The organism is Nitrospira sp. (assembly GCA_024760525.1).
Classification (GTDB): domain Bacteria; phylum Nitrospirota; class Nitrospiria; order Nitrospirales; family Nitrospiraceae; genus Nitrospira_D.
On the sequence record CP060499.1, the window covers coordinates 1,947,626 to 1,964,778 of the forward strand.

The 17,153-nt window shown below is 55.9% G+C and carries 17 protein-coding genes, 1 tRNA gene and 2 riboswitches; of the genes, 15 read left to right on the forward strand and 3 right to left on the reverse strand.

The features are described from left to right. Positions 1-53 precede the first annotated feature (53 nt). Together H8K04_09080 and H8K04_09085 are read right to left on the reverse strand one after the other, a co-directional pair. Positions 54-1,127, reverse strand: coding sequence for an SIR2 family protein (locus H8K04_09080; protein UVT17659.1), 1,074 nt, complete (start codon positions 1,125-1,127; stop codon positions 54-56). Positions 1,128-1,971: 844 nt separating this feature from the next. Beyond that, complete coding sequence (locus tag H8K04_09085; GenBank protein UVT17660.1) at positions 1,972-2,121, reverse strand: hypothetical protein; 150 nt, start codon at positions 2,119-2,121, stop codon at positions 1,972-1,974. 364 nt (positions 2,122-2,485) lie between these two features. On the opposite strand from H8K04_09085, the gene H8K04_09090 reads away from it, so the two are divergent. The 4 genes from H8K04_09090 to H8K04_09105 all read left to right on the forward strand — a co-directional run bounded on the left by H8K04_09090 (position 2,486) and on the right by H8K04_09105 (position 6,061). Further along, positions 2,486-3,973: a DUF3943 domain-containing protein gene (locus H8K04_09090; GenBank protein UVT17661.1), complete on the forward strand. Its 1,488-nt coding sequence runs from the start codon at positions 2,486-2,488 to the stop codon at positions 3,971-3,973. 249 nt (positions 3,974-4,222) lie between these two features. Beyond that, positions 4,223-4,297, forward strand: a tRNA-Gly gene (locus H8K04_09095). A gap of 489 nt (positions 4,298-4,786) precedes the next feature. Further along, on the forward strand, positions 4,787-5,548 hold the full coding sequence (locus H8K04_09100) for a hypothetical protein (GenBank protein ID UVT17662.1): 762 nt from the start codon (positions 4,787-4,789) through the stop codon (positions 5,546-5,548). 201 nt (positions 5,549-5,749) lie between these two features. Next, positions 5,750-6,061: a hypothetical protein gene (locus H8K04_09105; GenBank protein ID UVT17663.1), complete on the forward strand. Its 312-nt coding sequence runs from the start codon at positions 5,750-5,752 to the stop codon at positions 6,059-6,061. 25 nt (positions 6,062-6,086) lie between these two features. On the opposite strand, the gene H8K04_09110 is transcribed toward H8K04_09105, so the two are convergent. Beyond that, positions 6,087-6,278: a 50S ribosomal protein L28 gene (locus H8K04_09110; GenBank protein UVT17664.1), complete on the reverse strand. Its 192-nt coding sequence runs from the start codon at positions 6,276-6,278 to the stop codon at positions 6,087-6,089. 131 nt (positions 6,279-6,409) lie between these two features. Further along, positions 6,410-6,674: riboswitch (cobalamin riboswitch) on the forward strand. Between the two features lie 191 nt (positions 6,675-6,865). Here H8K04_09110 and H8K04_09115 point away from each other — a divergent pair. From H8K04_09115 to cobU, 11 genes are all read left to right on the forward strand, one after another. Beyond that, positions 6,866-7,765 carry a cobalamin-binding protein gene (locus H8K04_09115; GenBank protein UVT17665.1) on the forward strand — a complete coding sequence of 300 codons (900 nt, stop codon included), beginning with the start codon at positions 6,866-6,868 and terminating at the stop codon, positions 7,763-7,765. A 133-nt stretch (positions 7,766-7,898) separates the two neighbouring features. Beyond that, positions 7,899-8,915: an iron ABC transporter permease gene (locus H8K04_09120; protein UVT17930.1), complete on the forward strand. Its 1,017-nt coding sequence runs from the start codon at positions 7,899-7,901 to the stop codon at positions 8,913-8,915. A 5-nt stretch (positions 8,916-8,920) separates the two neighbouring features. After that, positions 8,921-9,820, forward strand: coding sequence for an ABC transporter ATP-binding protein (locus H8K04_09125; GenBank protein ID UVT17931.1), 900 nt, complete (start codon positions 8,921-8,923; stop codon positions 9,818-9,820). Next, positions 9,817-10,587, forward strand: a complete 771-nt coding sequence (locus H8K04_09130; GenBank protein ID UVT17666.1) for a carbon-nitrogen hydrolase family protein — start codon at positions 9,817-9,819, stop codon at positions 10,585-10,587. The genes H8K04_09125 and H8K04_09130 overlap by 4 nt, the downstream gene beginning before the upstream one ends. Positions 10,588-10,703: 116 nt before the next feature. Next, positions 10,704-10,898: riboswitch (cobalamin riboswitch) on the forward strand. A 24-nt stretch (positions 10,899-10,922) separates the two neighbouring features. Then, positions 10,923-12,953, forward strand: coding sequence for a TonB-dependent receptor (locus H8K04_09135; GenBank protein UVT17667.1), 2,031 nt, complete (start codon positions 10,923-10,925; stop codon positions 12,951-12,953). A 6-nt stretch (positions 12,954-12,959) separates the two neighbouring features. After that, positions 12,960-14,363, forward strand: coding sequence for a cobyrinate a,c-diamide synthase (locus H8K04_09140; GenBank protein UVT17668.1), 1,404 nt, complete (start codon positions 12,960-12,962; stop codon positions 14,361-14,363). Then, entirely contained in the window at positions 14,360-14,959 is a 600-nt protein-coding gene (gene cobO, locus H8K04_09145; GenBank protein UVT17669.1) for a cob(I)yrinic acid a,c-diamide adenosyltransferase, read from the forward strand. The genes H8K04_09140 and cobO overlap by 4 nt, the downstream gene beginning before the upstream one ends. After that, the gene (locus tag H8K04_09150; protein ID UVT17670.1) at positions 14,956-15,174 is read left to right on the forward strand and encodes a cysteine-rich CWC family protein; all 219 of its coding nucleotides are present in this window, start codon (positions 14,956-14,958) and stop codon (positions 15,172-15,174) included. Before cobO ends, H8K04_09150 begins: the two co-directional genes overlap by 4 nt. A gap of 76 nt (positions 15,175-15,250) precedes the next feature. Then, complete coding sequence (gene bluB, locus H8K04_09155) at positions 15,251-16,018, forward strand: 5,6-dimethylbenzimidazole synthase (GenBank protein ID UVT17671.1); 768 nt, start codon at positions 15,251-15,253, stop codon at positions 16,016-16,018. After that, a complete protein-coding gene (locus H8K04_09160) occupies positions 16,018-16,623 on the forward strand; it encodes a cob(I)yrinic acid a,c-diamide adenosyltransferase (GenBank protein ID UVT17672.1) in 606 nt (201 codons plus the stop codon). The genes bluB and H8K04_09160 overlap by 1 nt, the downstream gene beginning before the upstream one ends. After that, positions 16,592-17,149 carry a bifunctional adenosylcobinamide kinase/adenosylcobinamide-phosphate guanylyltransferase gene (gene cobU, locus H8K04_09165; GenBank protein ID UVT17673.1) on the forward strand — a complete coding sequence of 186 codons (558 nt, stop codon included), beginning with the start codon at positions 16,592-16,594 and terminating at the stop codon, positions 17,147-17,149. The genes H8K04_09160 and cobU overlap by 32 nt, the downstream gene beginning before the upstream one ends. The last annotated feature ends 4 nt before the right edge of the window (positions 17,150-17,153 follow it).

Consider the following 17,153-nt stretch of genomic DNA (forward strand, 5'->3'; position numbering starts at 1 on the left):
CGAGCGGCTATCATGAGTTGTAGTAGGTGTCATGATGGCGCAAAAGCAAAAGCTCACTGAGATACCATCTCTCGTATTTGCATGGCCAGGGTGTTCTCATCGCCGAATGAATCCTTTGGGAAAACCTGGCTAAGCGTGGCTTGGACATAACCGGCCAAACCCTTACTCCAAATGCGCATACCGCTCACACTGTATGGATAGCTGACTCCACCAGCGTGAGAGGTCATGAGCATAGCCCGGAAGTCTTCCGGCGCACGAGGATCGACAACGAATAATTGTAGGTTGCTATTATCAATGCTTTTCAGTATGACCTCGTTGATATGTCGATCGCGGAACCCGTATCCGATCACCAGCAGACGTTGTGAATTCTTGCTCAGTGCGGCTTCAAAGGTGTCATAGTACCACTTGAATAATGGTTCGTCCTTCAACACAGCGCTCTTCATGTGACCAATCGCCATCGCGCTATTGCGATCGTCTCTGCGCCAATTCCATGAGCCGTGAAGTTTTATATATTGCAGCTGACCTTGTGCAGACGGCTTGGTATCTCTCTCCCTCGAATACGTTTGTATCGTCTCTTCCTTAGGCAACGTGAGGAAGCCTTTGTCGGTAAGCCCTTCCCCCTGCATATCTAAAGGATGATCATCCATTCCCGGTAGGTATAGAGACAATCCATCGGTCGGACTCGTTTGGCGAGCCGAAAGCCACCGTTCGACAAAAAGATCCTGATTTAACGTGAAGAGGAACCCTCGGACGGTTTCCGTTCTAAACAACGTACACAGGAAATCCTCCAGCTTTTTTAAATCTACTCCTCCTCTCGAAATGCCGCATGCGCGAATTCGATCGTCCATGATCTCATATACATCGGACAGTGCTTTTAAGAACGCATCTTGATCCCCTTTGATTTGATCTGCATCGAGCATGGTTTCGCTATGGCGGCCCTGCATGACCAAGTCATAAATTGTTTCAAAATCCAATGTATTGGAAATATCCTTGGAATCATAATTTTTCATGAAACTGCAGAGGCGTTTCTTTGAACGCCCAGACAGCGTATTGAAGATCCGTGCCCACATCTCTTGGGCCGAGTATCCCCCCACGTCTTTAGAAAAACCGGCTCCTGTTAAGATCACAGCTCAATTCTCCATCGCCATCTGCTTAGGATGACGGCGTGTGACATTCCCCGCTGCCCATCACACCAACCCGTTGACGCCGAGACTCATTTCCCAGGCGTTTGTCTGATTTTTGTTAGGCACACATCATCGAGCATCAACGGCATGGCTATGGATTTCCAACCGTCAGGGAAAGATTCATGACGGCTCCAGGATCGCCGCGGAGGCGCTCTTCACATCTCACAAGATTCAAACTTCGGAGAGGGCGGTGGTTCTGTAGGACATAAGCCATAGCTGACGACCTTAAAGGTCAAACGGGGAAGCCTATTGTAAGAGAGCATGTGCTAGCGGAGCAAGGAGTGGAAGTCAAGTCTCTTAGAGGTGTTCCCTTGAACAATTCTCCTAGCTTTACCGTGAGTACAAACTATGTAACCATCGGTAACATGCTCATTCGAGAAGACATCGTGGAAGGAATCTATCTCAAGCAGACTACGGAACGTTACGGTATGCCGGAGGGTCTTATCGCTGTCGTTCACGCGGTCGGCATAGACTGGACTGGAGAATGGTCCTTTCAACTGCGATATCTGAAGCCACCTACGGGCACACGAACCAGACTGATCTCACAATGGAACCTAAACCTTCGAGAAAGGGACCTGGCTCACTTCGAGCTGATAGGACCATGGCTCTCCGCACAAGCTTTGTTGGCAGCCAGCCCACCCTCCGCCAAGACGAAGACAGAGCCCAAGGTTTGGGTATGGATGCGGGGAAAAGTACACCCGCATCAACTTCGATTGTTCGACGACTTCTAATTGAACACTCACTTGATGGTCCCGCATCACATCAGTCGGGACCAAGCCTTACTTCGTCAGCTTTCCCGTTTTTCCCTCAGCAAGGCAGAAAGACCTCTGATCTTTCTCCTCAAGGCTTCCGCTGCACCCTCGGAGAGGGCACCCTTTTCGAGACGCTTTCTGCTGGCGGCGAGATGTTCTCGAATTCCTTGACGATAGTCAGCCATGCGCAACCTCCTTCAATCGCTCAGCATGTCAAGAGCCGTCAACTCATGGGGGTTACTGTATAGATACGGAGAGGTATGGCGTAGCTGGGCAGTCGCCTAGTTTTGGCAGAGAAAAGTTTTGCATCGCACATACTCGCGAACGACATTCCACTTCGAATCGGCGCACCCCGAGACCGTTACGGTCATGAGACTCCGTTTGGTTGTGCGGCACAAAAAGAAAATAAGTTGGAATTGTAGAGACTCGGGAGAAGCCGTCACTGGATCCAGTTGCGCTCATGACAGAACCGAGGCATGAGGACACTTTCTTAATCCAGGGGGTTGCCTAGTATTTTTAGAACCTAGGGTATTATCCACTCGTAGAAGCATGAGTCGCGTATTGTCCGCCGCCCTCGCATTGACACTCTTGGCGCCCACTATGAGTTCGGCTGAAGCCCCTATCTCGCCACCAAAGGAGAAACAAACGGATGAACTCATGGGCCCGACCCTTCCCGAACACGAGACGCAAGGCCATCACACAACTCTCAACAATCAGAGCGTGGTCCTCAATTGGGAAACCGGTGCCGGCCGCAGTTACCTCATTCCCGCGGGTGAGATCCTCGCCTATATCTTCCTCCTCAATCAATATGACCGACATTTTATCGATCCCAGGGCCGTCTATCGCACCGACGGACATACGATCTGGCAACAGCTCACCCATTCAAAATGGGCTCTGGACAACGATCAATTTTCCGTCAACCAATTTCTGCATCCCTACGGCGGCAGTGTGTACTATGGGCTCGCCCGATCAGCCGGCCTCAGCTTCTGGGAATCATGGCTGTATAGTTCCGCCGGAAGTTTCGTTTGGGAAATGGCAGGGGAAACAACATCACCATCGATCAACGACATGATCGCCACTCCTATCGGCGGAACATTGCTGGGAGAACCGCTTTTTCGTATGGCGAATCTGTTACTCGAAACCGACGATGGAAGGCCCGGTTTCTGGCGGGAACTGGGCGCAGCGGTGCTTTCACCTCCGACAGGGTTCAACCGTCTGCTGTTCGGCGAGCGTTTCGACGCAGTCTTCCCGAGCCGCCAGCCGGCCACGTTCTTGCGTCTGCGACTCGGCGGCATCGTCTCAACGAGCAGTCATAACGTTCCGTCGGGCGTTCGAGAGCACGGCGTTATTGGAGATTTCACGTTTACGTATGGACTGCCCGGTAAGCCGGGCTATCACTACACACGTCCGTTCGACTATTTTGACTTTCAGGTCACCGCCGTCACGACCAATACGCTGGAAAGCATCAATACGCGCGGCCTACTGCTCGGGACGACCTACGGGCTTGGCGAAGCGACCCGTGGGGCATGGGGTCTGTTTGGCAGTTATGACTATATTTCCCCTCAAGTGTTCAGGGTATCCAGCGTCGCCCTTTCGTTCGGCAGCATCTGGCAATCCCGGCTGTATCGTTCGATCGCTCTTCAAGGCGTGGCGCTTGCCGGCCCCGGCTATGGCGCAGCCGGCAGCATTCAGCGTACTGAAGAACGTGACTACCACTATGGAACCATAGGGCAAGGGCTTCTCGCTCTGCGGCTGATCTTCGGAGATCGTGCGATGCTCGACTTCACCGGGCGTGAATATTATGTCAGCGGTCTTCTGTCTGCAGAGCCGCGTGGGCAAGAAAACATCGCACGAGGTGAGACATCCTTGACGTTCAGGATATTTGGCCCACACGGCGTCGCTCTCCGATATATTATTTCCCGCCGCGATGCCAGCTATCCCAACATCGAATTCCACAATCAGACCGTCGAGACAATCAGCCTCATGTACGTGTTTCTCGGCAAAACCGGGTTTGGCGCTGTCGAGACCCAGGAGTGAAAATGAGATTCCCTTTTACTGGGAGACAATCATGGGCCGGTGAGTCTCATCTACGGCTACGAACCATTTGCTCGTCCACGCTGGCGTCACCTGGATTCAAGCCCAGATCGCCTTGCTGTGCGTGTCCCCCCAAGGGAACAAGATCATAAATTTTGGGGTATGAGGGGCGGAGGATAATCGTCGTGGACAGTGATGGGAGTTGGTTTCTTGACTTGGAGCTGATGCCCACGTAGGATGCCTTTCGAGCGAGCGGGCGTAGCTCAGTGGTAGAGTCCTAGCTTCCCAAGCTAGTTGTCGTGGGTTCAAATCCCATCGCCCGCTCCAAACCTGCCACTGTTATTTAGTGGAATTTGAACCCAGGACAAGGGGATTTCGAAAGGGGTGAGCCCCTTTCGTGGGGAGTGTGCGAGGGGGCTGGCCCCCTCTGCAGGAGCCGGGAAGCAGGATTCAGGGCTGAACCGGCGACGGAGTGCGGTTCAAATCCCATCGCCCGCTCCAACCCAAACTTGCTCGTGCCGACGGCTCTTCTGATTGTTATCCCAATCGTCGTCGGATAAAACCCTCAAGTGTTTCCAGGCTGCATGAGCTTGTCTCGCGGCGAGCCTAGTGACTTTCTGACTACCGTTCATTCCGCCACGATTTTAGTCACGATTTCGTTGGGAACCGGCGACCCCGTCCAATTTTGAACCAACTAGTTAGAGTTCAATGCTCCTAACCCCATCTTGAGAGGGATTGGAGTCTTCCTACACAGGCTGTTAGTAACTCTTCGCTACTTTTAAGACTCGGGCCAAGTGTCATGCAGGGAGAACACACATGCATTTGAGATGGGTTCAGAGTCACGTTCTTAGCTTATTGCTTCTCGTCAGTCTTTCCGCCTGTAGTGGCGATGGTGATACGCCGCCGCCATCTCCCGCACCTCTCCCGGCAGCCTCCGCCGAGGGGTTTTGGACTGGGACTACCGACACGAATCGGACCATTGCCGGGCTTGTACTCGACGACGGTGTGTACTGGGTCCTCTATTCCGCAGTGGGCGACCCGTCGATTGTCGCTGGACTCATACAAGGCGACAGCAGTTCGCAAAATGGTGTCTTCACATCTTCGAACGCCAGAGATTTCAATTTAGAGGGACAGCCAATACGTAACGCGGCAATCAATGGGAACTACGCAATAAAGCAAAGTCTGAATGGCACGATCGTCTATCAGATCGGTGGGCAGAGTACTTTTACGACGGTATACGGCAGCGATTACGAATCGGCGCCGGATATGAATGCCGTTGCGGGAACCTATACCGGTCCGGTCACCGCGAATGAAACGGTGACGGTTGTCTTGACTTCCACCGGAGGAATCTCAGGCAGTTCCAGTACCGGATGCACCTTCACCGGTTCGTTTTCACCTCGGACTCATGGGAACGTATTTAACATTACGGTGACATTCGGTGGACAACCCGCGTGCAGCAATGGGACAGATACGCTGAACGGGGTTGGAACGTACGACGCCGGGACCAAGACGCTCACCAGCGCGGCGTTGAATAGTGCGAGAACGAACGGATTTATCTTTCTCGGCACTAAACCGTAGGTGGGTACACAGCTTGATCCACGTTCCACGGTAATACCTTTGGATCAGCTCAACGCGAATCTGAGTGGAACTCCCTCGTGAGATTCTGAGCGTTCCCCTACTAGCTACTCAAAGCGCGCAGCGCTATAAGTAAAAGATCAGGGAGACTGCTCCTTTCCTGGCGAACCTTCTTTGTCCGGATCTTACGAAAGGATCCTTGTGATGCGCAAACAAATGCTTGTGCTGTGCGCGGCGGCATTTCTTGGTGGAACCGCCGGTGGCGTGCTGAGCACTCAGTTCCTGTTCCCCAAGCCGGTGGAAGCGCAGAAGCCCAATGGGATGAATGCCGAGGAGTTTTTGCTGCTGGATGCACAGGGGAAAGCCCGGGCCGGTCTCGGGTTGGATGCAAACGGCGAAGTCGGACTCGTACTCAGGAGCAAGGACGGTAATCGTACCCTGACCCTTTCTCCTGACGAGCCTTCCGCCATTAAGTTGGTGGACCGGGGAGGCCGGACTATCTGGGGGGCGCCGTAACTGCTGGGTAGAGAGGAGAACGCTCTCAGACTGCTTTACGAACCAACCCTGAACGCAGGCAGCGGGTGCAGACCCGAATACGCCGATGGCTTTTGCCGACCACGGCGCGAACCGTCTGAATATTGGGGTTAAATACGCGCCTGGTCTTATTGTTGGCGTGACTGACGTTGTTGCCCGATACGGGCTTCTTTTGGCAAAGTTCACATTGTAATGCCACGGTGGTACTCCCTTTCCGATGAATGAAATCGGCGCTAGCGTGCGGATACTACCATAGCCTGCCGAACACTCACAAGCGTCCGACTGCTTCATGATGCATGAAGGCCGGGCAGGATCGAACTTGACAAGATTTGGCGGTCTCTCCTATTGTGCTGGACGCGAGAACTCCTGAGTAAGGGAAGAGGGTGAAAGGCCCTCGCGGTCCCGCCGCTGTAAATGGGGACGAAACCCGTCGACGCCACTGACGTGGCCGTGAATCGTCGTTCGTGAATCGTGACGCGTCTCGGTCTTGATGCGAGATACGATCCACGAGATGCGCTTCACGTGCATGTTGGGAAGGCGCGGGGAGTAGGATGAACCATGAGCCAGAAGACCTGCTCAGAGAGGGTGACCATTGTTCCCTCGAGGCTGGGGAACAGGTGAGGATGAAGGAGCGGGTGCAATCCTCAGGGTCTGTCCAGGCCTTGGGGATTTTTTCTTTTGAATCGATGGCGAAGATATCGTTCTGTCATTGTCGCGTGTCTCCTGACTGTGATGTCCCTGCCTCTTGTGCAGGCGGCCGAATGCGAGCGAGGAGATTGCACTGAGATGAAACGGCGGCAACAGGGGATCCTCACGGGGATGCCCTTTATGACGCATGTGTCGTCGCGGGCTTTTGTGGACGATGCCGGGCGTAGGATCTACCTTGCCAAGCCGCCGGCCCGCGTTGTGTCGCTCGCTCCGAGCATTACCGAAATGCTGTTTGCGATCGGGCTGGATGAACAGATCGTCGGCGTGACCGAGTTTTGTGACTTTCCGGCGGCGGCGAAATCGAAAGCCAAGGTGGGATATTCCAACCCGAGCGCGGAAGCCTTGATCGCCCTCCGGCCGGAATTGGTCCTGGCCCCCCGGGATTTTCTCCGTCCGGACTTACAGGCCAAACTCGAACAGTTGAAGATTCCCCTGTTCTTTCTCGAAGCTCAAACAGTGGAAGATATCCTGCTGCAAATTCACACGTTGGGAAAAATCTTCGAGAAGATTTCGGCCGCCAATGAGGTCACTCAGAGCATGCGTCAACGGATTGCCGAGATCCGACGCAAAGTCGAAACACCGCCGGCGCGACGGGTGCTGTATGTTCTGAACAGCCAGCCGTTGATTACCGTGGGACCGGGAAGTTTCATCCACCAGATGATCGGCCTTGCGGGAGGGGTCAACATCGCCGCGCAGGCCGGCATGGCCTATCCGAAACTGAGTATGGAAGCGGTGCTGAAGGACGATCCGGAAGTGCTGATCTTTCCCAGCGGCGCGGTGGAGACGGTGCCGCGCAGCGAACAGCAGCAATGGCGGCGCTGGGACTCACTCTCGGCCGTCAAACAGCAGCGCTTTCACGAAGTCTCCTCGAACCTGTTGAATCGCCCCGGTCCTCGAGTCGTCGAGGCCTTGGAACAACTCGCCCGTGCAATCCATCCGGAAGTATTCAGTCCCGGTGAACGTGCCGGTCATCCATGAGGAACTCTTGAAGCAGACGCCTGCCACGGTTCAGTCCGGTACGTGTGCCGGAGTCTTGCCCGACGAATCTCGTCGCGTGGATCCAGCCGGAGGCATTGTGGCACAAGGTGCCATCCTCACGCATTCACGATGGATGACGACCTTGGGAATTCTTGCTCTCACGGCCATCGCGGTCAGTTTCGTCTGTCTTCACTTCGGCGCGCAGCCGATAGCATATGGCGAGATTATCCGTGTGTTTGTTGACGCCGTGAGCCGCAAGGAAATCGGCGGTGGGACATCGGATGTCGTGGCAACCATTTTGCTGCACGTCCGACTGCCCAGAATGCTGCTGGGCTTCTTGGTCGGATGTTCTCTGGCAACCGTGGGAGTGGCCTTGCAGGCGTTGTTACGGAACCCGTTGGCGGATCCCTACGTGCTCGGCGTCTCCAGCGGAGCCGCGCTTGGAGCCGCAGTAGGGGTCTTGCTTGGAGCGGGCACCACGTTTTTGGCGGAAGCCGCGTTGCCGGCGTATGGATTTGCCGGAGGCCTCTTGGCGTTGGTGGTCGTCTATCGAATGGCTGCCAGCTATGAGCAGTTGCCGATCCACAGCCTGCTGCTGACCGGGGTGATTCTGAACGCCATCTTTTCGGCCTTGATCATGTTCATCACCTCGATCCTGGAGCCGAATCGTTCGTACGGGATGATGGCTTGGTTGATGGGCACGCTGACCGCCCCCACCTACGGTGGTCTGGCCGGGCTCGCCGTGTATCTTTCGATCGGCCTATTCCTTCTGTTCAGCCAAATGCGGGTCCTCAACATCTTGGCGTTGGGAGAAGATTCGGCTCGCACTCTCGGAATCGATACGGAAATGGCGAAGCGGTTCATCTTTGTGTTAACGGCGCTGGTGACCGGCGCGGTCGTGTCCGTCAGCGGCATGATCGGATTTATCGGGATGGTCGTCCCCCACGCCGTGCGCTTGGTGACCGGCGCGGACCATCGGTTGCTTCTTCCCGCATCGGCTCTGGTGGGCGGTACCTTTCTTATGGGAGCCGATACGATCGCGCGGACGCTGATATCGCCCGCGGAAATTCCGGTAGGCATCATTACGGCTTTGGCCGGCGGACCATTTTTTGTGTATCTCTTGCTCTGGCGTAAGGATCGTTTGGCGTGAGCGAGTTGTCTGACAGCCGATCGAAGCAAGAGGGGGTTGCCGGCTCGGTCGGCGTCATCGAGCCACATCCGGCGTATGACGTGCAAGCTGTTCGGTTCCGCTACCAGTCAAGAGGATCGGATACGACCAGGTGGATTCTTGATGACGTTTCCTTTTCCGTTCAAGCAGGTGAAGTGTTGGGTGTCGTCGGTCCCAATGGATCGGGGAAAACCTCCTTGCTGAAAGTGTTGGCGCGGCTGCTGCGTCCGGTGCAAGGCCGCATCGATTTGTTCGGGCATGAATTAGCTGCTATGGCTCAACAAGAGGTGGCTTGTGCCGTTGGCGTCGTGCCTCAGGATACCCAACAGCTCTTTCCGTTTACCGTGGCGGAAACCGTCCTCATGGGGCGCTTTCCGCATCGGCCTCGTGGCCGATGGACCAGCGGATTCGGATGGGAAAGTCGAGAAGACGTGGCCATTGCCGACGAGGCGATGATGACGGTGGACATCGGCCATCTGGCTCATCGTGCCGTCACGGATCTTTCCGGTGGCGAGCGGCAGCGCGCCATGATTGCACGGGTGCTTGCGCAGACGCCGAAAGTTTTATTGCTCGATGAGCCGACCGCATTCCTCGATCTGCAGCATCAGGTTGAAATCTGTTCAGTGCTGGTCCGGCTCAAAGAGGAAACCCGCTTGACCGTCGTGCTCGTGTCGCACGACTTGAATCTCGTCAGCCAATATTGCGACCGGATTGTGTTATTGGATCGCGGTCAGGTCGTACGGCTTGGACACCCAGAAGCAGTGATTGAACCGGAGGTGTTGGAGTCCGTGTATCGGTGCCGGGTGCTGGTGGATCGGCATCCGGGAACCGGGTTGCCTCGGGTGACGCTTCCTGGACGTTCTCTGTCCGGAGGGAACGTGATATGAGAGCGGGCAAAATCGCGCTGCTTCATCTTGAGACGGTGCCCGGGGCCATCGAGCGAAACCGATACGTGATTGTCGAGGCCATCAAGCACGCGGCCGCTACCGGCGCCGAGTGGATCGTGACGCCGGAGCTTGCGGTGTGCGGGCTTCAGTTTGCCCACGTCGTCGGGTCGGATTGGATACAGCCGCAACCCGATCCTTGGATGCAACAGGTCTGCAAACTGGTCAGGACTTTGAAACGAACCGTATTTCTCGGCTGCCCGGAGCGGGAGGGCGGCCGGTGCTACAACTCAGTGTTTGTCATCGGCCCGACCGGCGAGATTTTGGGCACACATCGCAAGATCAATGTGGTGAGCGATTCACTGGGATGGTCGAGCCCCGGCGACAGCGTCGCTCCGATCGAGTGCGATGGGATCAAGGTCGGTGTACTCATCTGTAGTGACGTCTATACGTCGAACATCGCCAGGGCGCTGAGATTCGAAGGCGCGCAGATGTTGGTGTCCCCGGCGTCATGGGGACCCGGCATTCATGGTCCGAACGGGGAGTGGGAGCAGCGGACTCATGAAACAGGACTTCCGTTGATCGTCTGTAACCGAACCGGAGCGGAGAAGACGCTGGATTTTTGGAAGGCTCCAAGTCTCGTCGTGCAGGACGGCACGCGCCTGCTCGCGCACACGTCCAAGAAATCCGCGGTACTGACGTTCAACTGGGATTTTGACGCCATGAGCCTGCGTTCTTCAAAGTATTCCATCGACTACATTCGGCAGTGATCCGACGGTGATTGCGGAGATGACAGTTTAGTGGGTTGGGTGCGTTCAATCGGCCGATGCAGACTGATGTCAGCAGGAAGAGAGGCACCCCTCTCCTGCGCAAGAATGTGGGTGCGCAACAATTATTCTGGGGGGATTCTTTAAGACCATACCGTCAGCGACGGGGAAGATGGTGCAAATCCATCACGGTGCCGCCACTGTAAGCGGGGAGTGACTCTGCACGATGCCACTGTGTGCTTCGGTGCATGGGAAGGCGCAGAGCGAACGACGAGCCGCAAGTCAGGAGACCCAACTGCCGGGATTATCGATGCCCTTCGAGTCAAAGGGAGGTTTCCATGAGTCGCGTTCGTCCGTGTGTGTTGTGCAGTCTTCTCGTGTTCCTATTCAGTCTATTTTCTCCTCTACTCTCAGCATTTGCGCAGGATATCGCGATGGCCGATCAGCAAGAGGTCATCGAAGTCCCCAACGTTGTGGTGAGTGCGACCAAGACCCCCATTCCGGCAAAGCAAGTCACCAGCGCTGTGGAGGTGATTACCGGTGAAGAGATGCAACAGCGAAAAGTCAGAACCGTTGCTGAAGCGTTGCGCTGGGCTCAAGGACTTTCGGTCAACCAGAGCGGAGGATTCGGTACGAGTGTCGATGTACGGATGCGCGGAGGAACACCGGAACAAACGCTTGTGTTGATCGACGGAGCGATCGTCAACAGTGCCACGATCGGCAATTACGACTTTGCCAACCTCACATCGGACAACATCGAACGGATCGAGATTCTGCGTGGAAGCCAGAGTATGCTCTGGGGCTCAGATGCCATGGGCGGCGTGATCAACATCACCACGAAGCGCGGACGGGACAAACCCAATGTGTCTGCGTTCGCGGAGTACGGTTCGTTCAATACCATTCGGGAAGGAGCCAGTCTATCGGGCAAGAAAGGACCCATAGACTTCTCCGGTTCGATCACTCGCTTGGATACGGCCGGTTTTTCGGCGATCAACTATCGGCGTGGTGCAACGGAGCGCGATGGATACCACAACTGGCAAGGATCGGTTCGGCTTGGGGCTGATCTTCCAAAAGACGGACGCCTGGAGTTCAGCTTTCGATGGTTGCGGGGCGGTGTGAATTTCGACGGATTTGCATTCAACTCAGTGACCTTCGCCTCCGACCCGGCCGATGTATTTGGGGCACGATCACGAAACTCGCAATATGTCTTCGCGGGGAACTATTCACAACCGATCACGACGTGGTGGTCGCAGCAGCTCACCTTATCGAGGGCGACTGAATCTCTGGTCAGTTTTGGGGGAACCATCGCACAAAATGTGGTGACCGGAGCGACAGGACCACTCGGTTTCCCATTCAATTCGCAGATCGAGACGACCAGTAATCGCGTGGAATGGCAGCACAACATTCAGGTTGCTAAACCCTTGCTGCTGACGGGTGGATATCAATTTCGTGAACAGAAAGGGGATAACACCGACCTGCTGCTTCAGACGCCTACGTTTTTGAACAAGACCCTCAGCAGTCATTCGGGATTCGGCGAAGCGCAACTAAATCTTTGGGACCGTCTGTTTGCAACCGCCGGGATTCGGCAGGACGAATACAACGTGTTCGGGAGCGCGACGACCTATCGAGTGACCGGCGGGTATTTGGTCAAGGAAACGGGTACGAAGTTTCGCGGGAGCTATTCAACCGGCTTTCGCGCTCCGACGATCAACCAGCTGTTCTTTCCGAATTTTGGCAACCCTAACTTGAGGCCGGAGAGAAGCCAGGGATTAGACGCGGCTATCGAACAAACGCTGCCGAATGATCTAGGGACTGTCAGCGTGGGATATTTCTGGACACGATATCGGGACCTCATTCTTTCTGCGCAAGATCCTATCGCTTGCGGAACCGGACCGTTTGGAGCCAACTTCTGTGCCCTGAACGTCGGTCTGGCCACTGCACGAGGCTTCGAAGCAAGCGTCAAATTGCATTTGTATCGCGACCAGCCGTGGGCCAAAAGCCTCGATTTGCTGGTTCACTATACGTACACAGATACGGAAAATTTTCAGAATGGCCAGGCCACCCGTGTTCCCAAATGGCCGTTTAACCAATGGTCAGCCATCCTCAGCTATCAACCGATTGAAGCATTGCGAGCCAATCTGGAAGGGCGATATGTCGGAGAACGGTTTAACAATGTCGGGAATAGTAATCCGATCCCGTCTTTTCTCGTGTGGAATTTGTCGGCCAGCTATGACGTGACGAAATATATGCAGGCCTATATTCGGTTCGACAACATCTTCAATGAGAAGTATGAAGAAGTCCTGTTCTTCGGCACGCCGATCCGGTCGATTTTCGGCGGCGTGCGCATCAATTATGATCTTCCGATTTAAATGAGCATGGGAGAGTATCCGCGATTGGTCATTGCCGGGACGTCAAGCGGCGTCGGGAAGACGACGGCCACGTTGGGGATTCTGGCGGCCTTGCGTGAACGAGGCCGCCGGGTCCAGCCGTTCAAGGTCGGCCCCGACTTTATCGATCCGAGCCATCACCGGGCGGCTACCGGCCGTCTGTCTCGAAATCTCGACGGGTGGATGCTCGGAGAGGACCTGAATCGTTCGATCTTTGCTCGTGCCGCAGCCGATGCGGAGATCTCGATTATCGAGGGCATGATGGGGTTGTTCGACGGCAGTTCGCCGGTGAACGAGGCCGGCAGCACGGCTGAATTGGCGAAGCAAGTGAATGCGCCGGTGCTGCTCGTAATCGACGGGAGCGCAATGGCTCGGTCGGCGGCGGCGATGGTAGACGGGTACGCGCGCTTCGATCCTGAGCTGCGTGTTGCGGGAGTCTTGTTCAATCGTGTTGGGAGTGAAGGCCACTATCGACTCCTGAAGGCGGCTGTTGAGCAATCTACCGACGTGGTGTCCGTCGGATATGTGCGTTCGGATCCCGCTATGACCATTGCGGATCGGCATCTCGGACTGGTCATGGCCATGGAGCAAAGTGGCGATCAGCTTTATCATCGCTTGGCAATGGCAGCGCTGGAGACGATTGATCTTGATCGGATCGAAGCCCTCGCCCATTCGTGTGGCACGCTGCCGGGATCAGTCCCTCAGCCGGCGATACAGAGTCATGGCCGTACCGTTCGAATCGGTGTGGCACAGGATCGGGCGTTTTGCTTTTACTACCCGGACAATCTTGAATGGCTGGAAGCGGCCGGTGCCGAACTCGTGCGATTTTCTCCGTTGAACGACGACGTATTGCCGGATGTCGAGATGCTGTACCTTGGCGGTGGATATCCGGAATTGTACGGCGAGGAACTGGCCAAGAACGTCTCTATGCGCACGGCCATTCAGCGGTTTGCCGAGCGCGGCGGCGTGATCTATGGGGAATGTGGCGGGTTGATGTACCTGACGGAATCGATCCGCGATTTCGATGGCCGTTCCCATGCAATGGTCGGAGTCTTTCCGGCCGAAACGGCCATGCAGAAACACGGCCTTACTTTGGGATATAGAACGGTGGAGTGTGCACAACGCAGCATCCTTGGAGAGGTCGGTGTCACGGCGCGAGGTCATGAGTTCCACTATTCAACGTTGGTTGCAAGAGGGCCGCTGCAGTATTCCTGTACGCTGAGCGATGCAGAAGGCAGTTCGAAGGGGCAGGACGGACTGACAAGTCGCAATGTCCTCGCGCTCTATACTCATCTGTACTTTGGGAGTCACCCGCAGATCGGGACGGCGCTGGTGGATGCTGCCCGTCATTCCGCCGGTCGCGCGCCGGTGAGCGTGAGCCTGGCATCATGACGAATCACGACGAGCATAAGGCAAACATGGAGCGCCTGAAGGCTTCCGTTGATCGACGCATCGAGGAGGCACAACAGGAGAAGGGCCTGCTAATCGTCTATACCGGCGCGGGCAAAGGGAAGACGACCGCCGCATTGGGGATGGTACTGCGCTGCATCGGGCACGGGCAGAAGGTTGCGGTGGTGCAGTTCATCAAGGGTGCGATCGACACTGCGGAAGAGCGCGCGCTGAAGTCTCTGGGCGATCGCGTCATCTTCCTGCGGATGGGAGAGGGCTATACCTGGGAAACTCAAGATCGGGCGCGCGACACGCAGTGTGCCCAACAGGCCTGGAAGACGGCTTGTGCATTCCTGCGCGATGCGTCTTGTGCCATGGTTGTCCTTGACGAGTTCAATATCGCGCTGCAGCACGGCTATGTCGGCCTTGAAGAGGTCCTGCCGGTGCTTCGCGATCGTCCGCGGATGCAGCATGTGGTGATGACCGGCAGAGGGGCGCCGGCGAAACTCATTGACGAGGCCGATTTGGTCACGGAGATGAAACAAGTGAAACATCCTTTCCGCCGGGGAATCAAAGCACAGCCGGGAGTCGAGTTTTGAAAGGGCCGGTACAGAAGATCTGTGGGGCGTGCGGGAACCCGTTTGAGTGCGGCGGGTATCAATGTTGGTGCGGCACGGTCGGGATTACCGAACAGCAAATGGATTGGATTGCCGCCCGATTCGAGGACTGCCTCTGTCCAGTCTGTTTGAGAAAAGTCGCCACCGGAGAGCTGGGAACACAGGCGTCACAGACTATCGGGCCTGGTGCTTCATAGCGGACATGCTGCGGACAGTCAGCGATAGTGTTTTGGACAGGTTGCCAATTACATGAATACTGGGATAAGGAATGGTATGCCCGGTAAAGCCCGTACCATCAAAGGAATACAGTCCCATAGCAATGGGGCGGATTCCAAGCCTGATGCCTCCCGACACCATAACGGCGCGGGTCGCGCGTTCACGGTAAACGAGCGCAAGGCCGTCTATCGCGCCATTTTTGAGCGCCGCGATGTTCGTCGAAATTTTCTGCCGACGCCGATTCCCGACAAAGTGCTGACGCGATTGTTGACGGCGGCTCATCACGCCGGTTCGGTCGGGTTCATGCAGCCATGGGATTTTGTGGTCATCCGCGAGCGATCGACAAAGCGGGCGGTGAAGAGCTTGTTCAATGAAGTGAATGCCAAAGCTGCGGCTCGGTATACCGGCAGCAGGGCGACCCTCTATCGAAGCTTGAAGCTGGAGGGCATCGAGGAAGCGCCGGTCAATCTTTGTGTGACGTGCAGCCGGAGGCGTGGCGGTCGGCATGTGCTGGGTCGTGCCACGGTGCGCGAGACTGATTTGTACAGTACATGCTGTGCCGTTCAGAATCTCTGGCTGGCCGCTCGTGCCGAAGGCATCGGCGTCGGCTGGGTCAGTATTCTAGACCACGAGGCACTGAAGCGGGTGGTCGGCGTCCCCAAGTCGGTGACGGTGCTGGCTTATCTTTGTGTTGGATATGTGGCCGGCTTTGAGGCGCGGCCCGATCTTGAAACCGCAGGGTGGCGGAGGCGGATTCCGGTTGGCCGGTTGATCCATTATGAGTCATGGGGCAACCGAGTTCATGACAAGAGGGGAGAAAGGTGATGCGCATCACCAAGGTCTACACGAGAACAGGGGACGCGGGAAAAACCAGGCTGGCGGGCGGGCAGCAAGTCTGGAAAGATAGTTTGCGCGTCGAAGCCTACGGGACGGTGGATGAGCTCAACGCGTCGGTCGGCGTGGTTCGTGTAATGAACGCCGATATGAAAAGCGAACACCTGGCGGCCCAGCGGCTCGAGGAAGAACTGCGTTGGGTACAAAACAAGCTATTCGATGTCGGGAGCATTCTTGCGACGGCGCCCGGGCAGACGTTCAAGAACATGCCCCAAGTGGCGGCGCAGGATGTCACGCGCCTGGAAAAACTGATCGATCGCTGCCAAAAAGATCTGGAACCCCTTAGAGAATTCATCCTGCCCGGCGGAGGAAAAGTGTCAGGCTTTCTGCATCAAGCGAGGACGATCTGCCGCCGGGCAGAGCGGTTGTGCGTCGCACTGTCGAAAGCGGAACCGGTAGATCCTACGATCATTAAGTTCGTCAATCGGCTCAGCGATGCCCTATTTGTATTGGCTCGTTGGGTGGCCAAGACCCAGGGTGAGTCGGAGTTCCTATGGGAGCGGGATGTCCAGCCCAAGAAGAACCCAGAAGCGTGATCGAGCGCAGCCCGCCGGAAAACTGATATTTGTTCTCGGTGGGGCGGCGTCAGGCAAAAGCGAGGTGGCGCTTCGCCTGGGACAAGGCGGCCGGCCGAAGGCCTTTGTCGCAACCGGCCAGGCGCTGGATGATGAAATGATGGCTCGGATTGCCCGGCATCAGTCGACCCGCCCTTCCGACTGGGCGACGTCGGAGGTTCCAGCAAATCTCGTGAATTGGATTAATAGAAAAGGAGGGCAATATCAATCTATTGTCATAGATTGCCTCACGTTATGGTTGAATAATTTAGGCGGGGAAATTACTGAAAACCTGCTTGTTGAAGAGACCGCGAGATTGCTCCAAGCCATTCGAAAGGTACCGGCGAAGGTGGTGCTCGTCAGCAATGAACTCGGGATGAGTCTGGTCCCGGTTGGACCGGACGTCCGGCGCTTTCGCGATCTGGCTGGAAAGATGAACCAGTTGGTGGCGGATGAAGCGGATGAAGTCCACTTTGTCGTGAGCGGCCAGACCTTAAGATTGAAATAAAGGA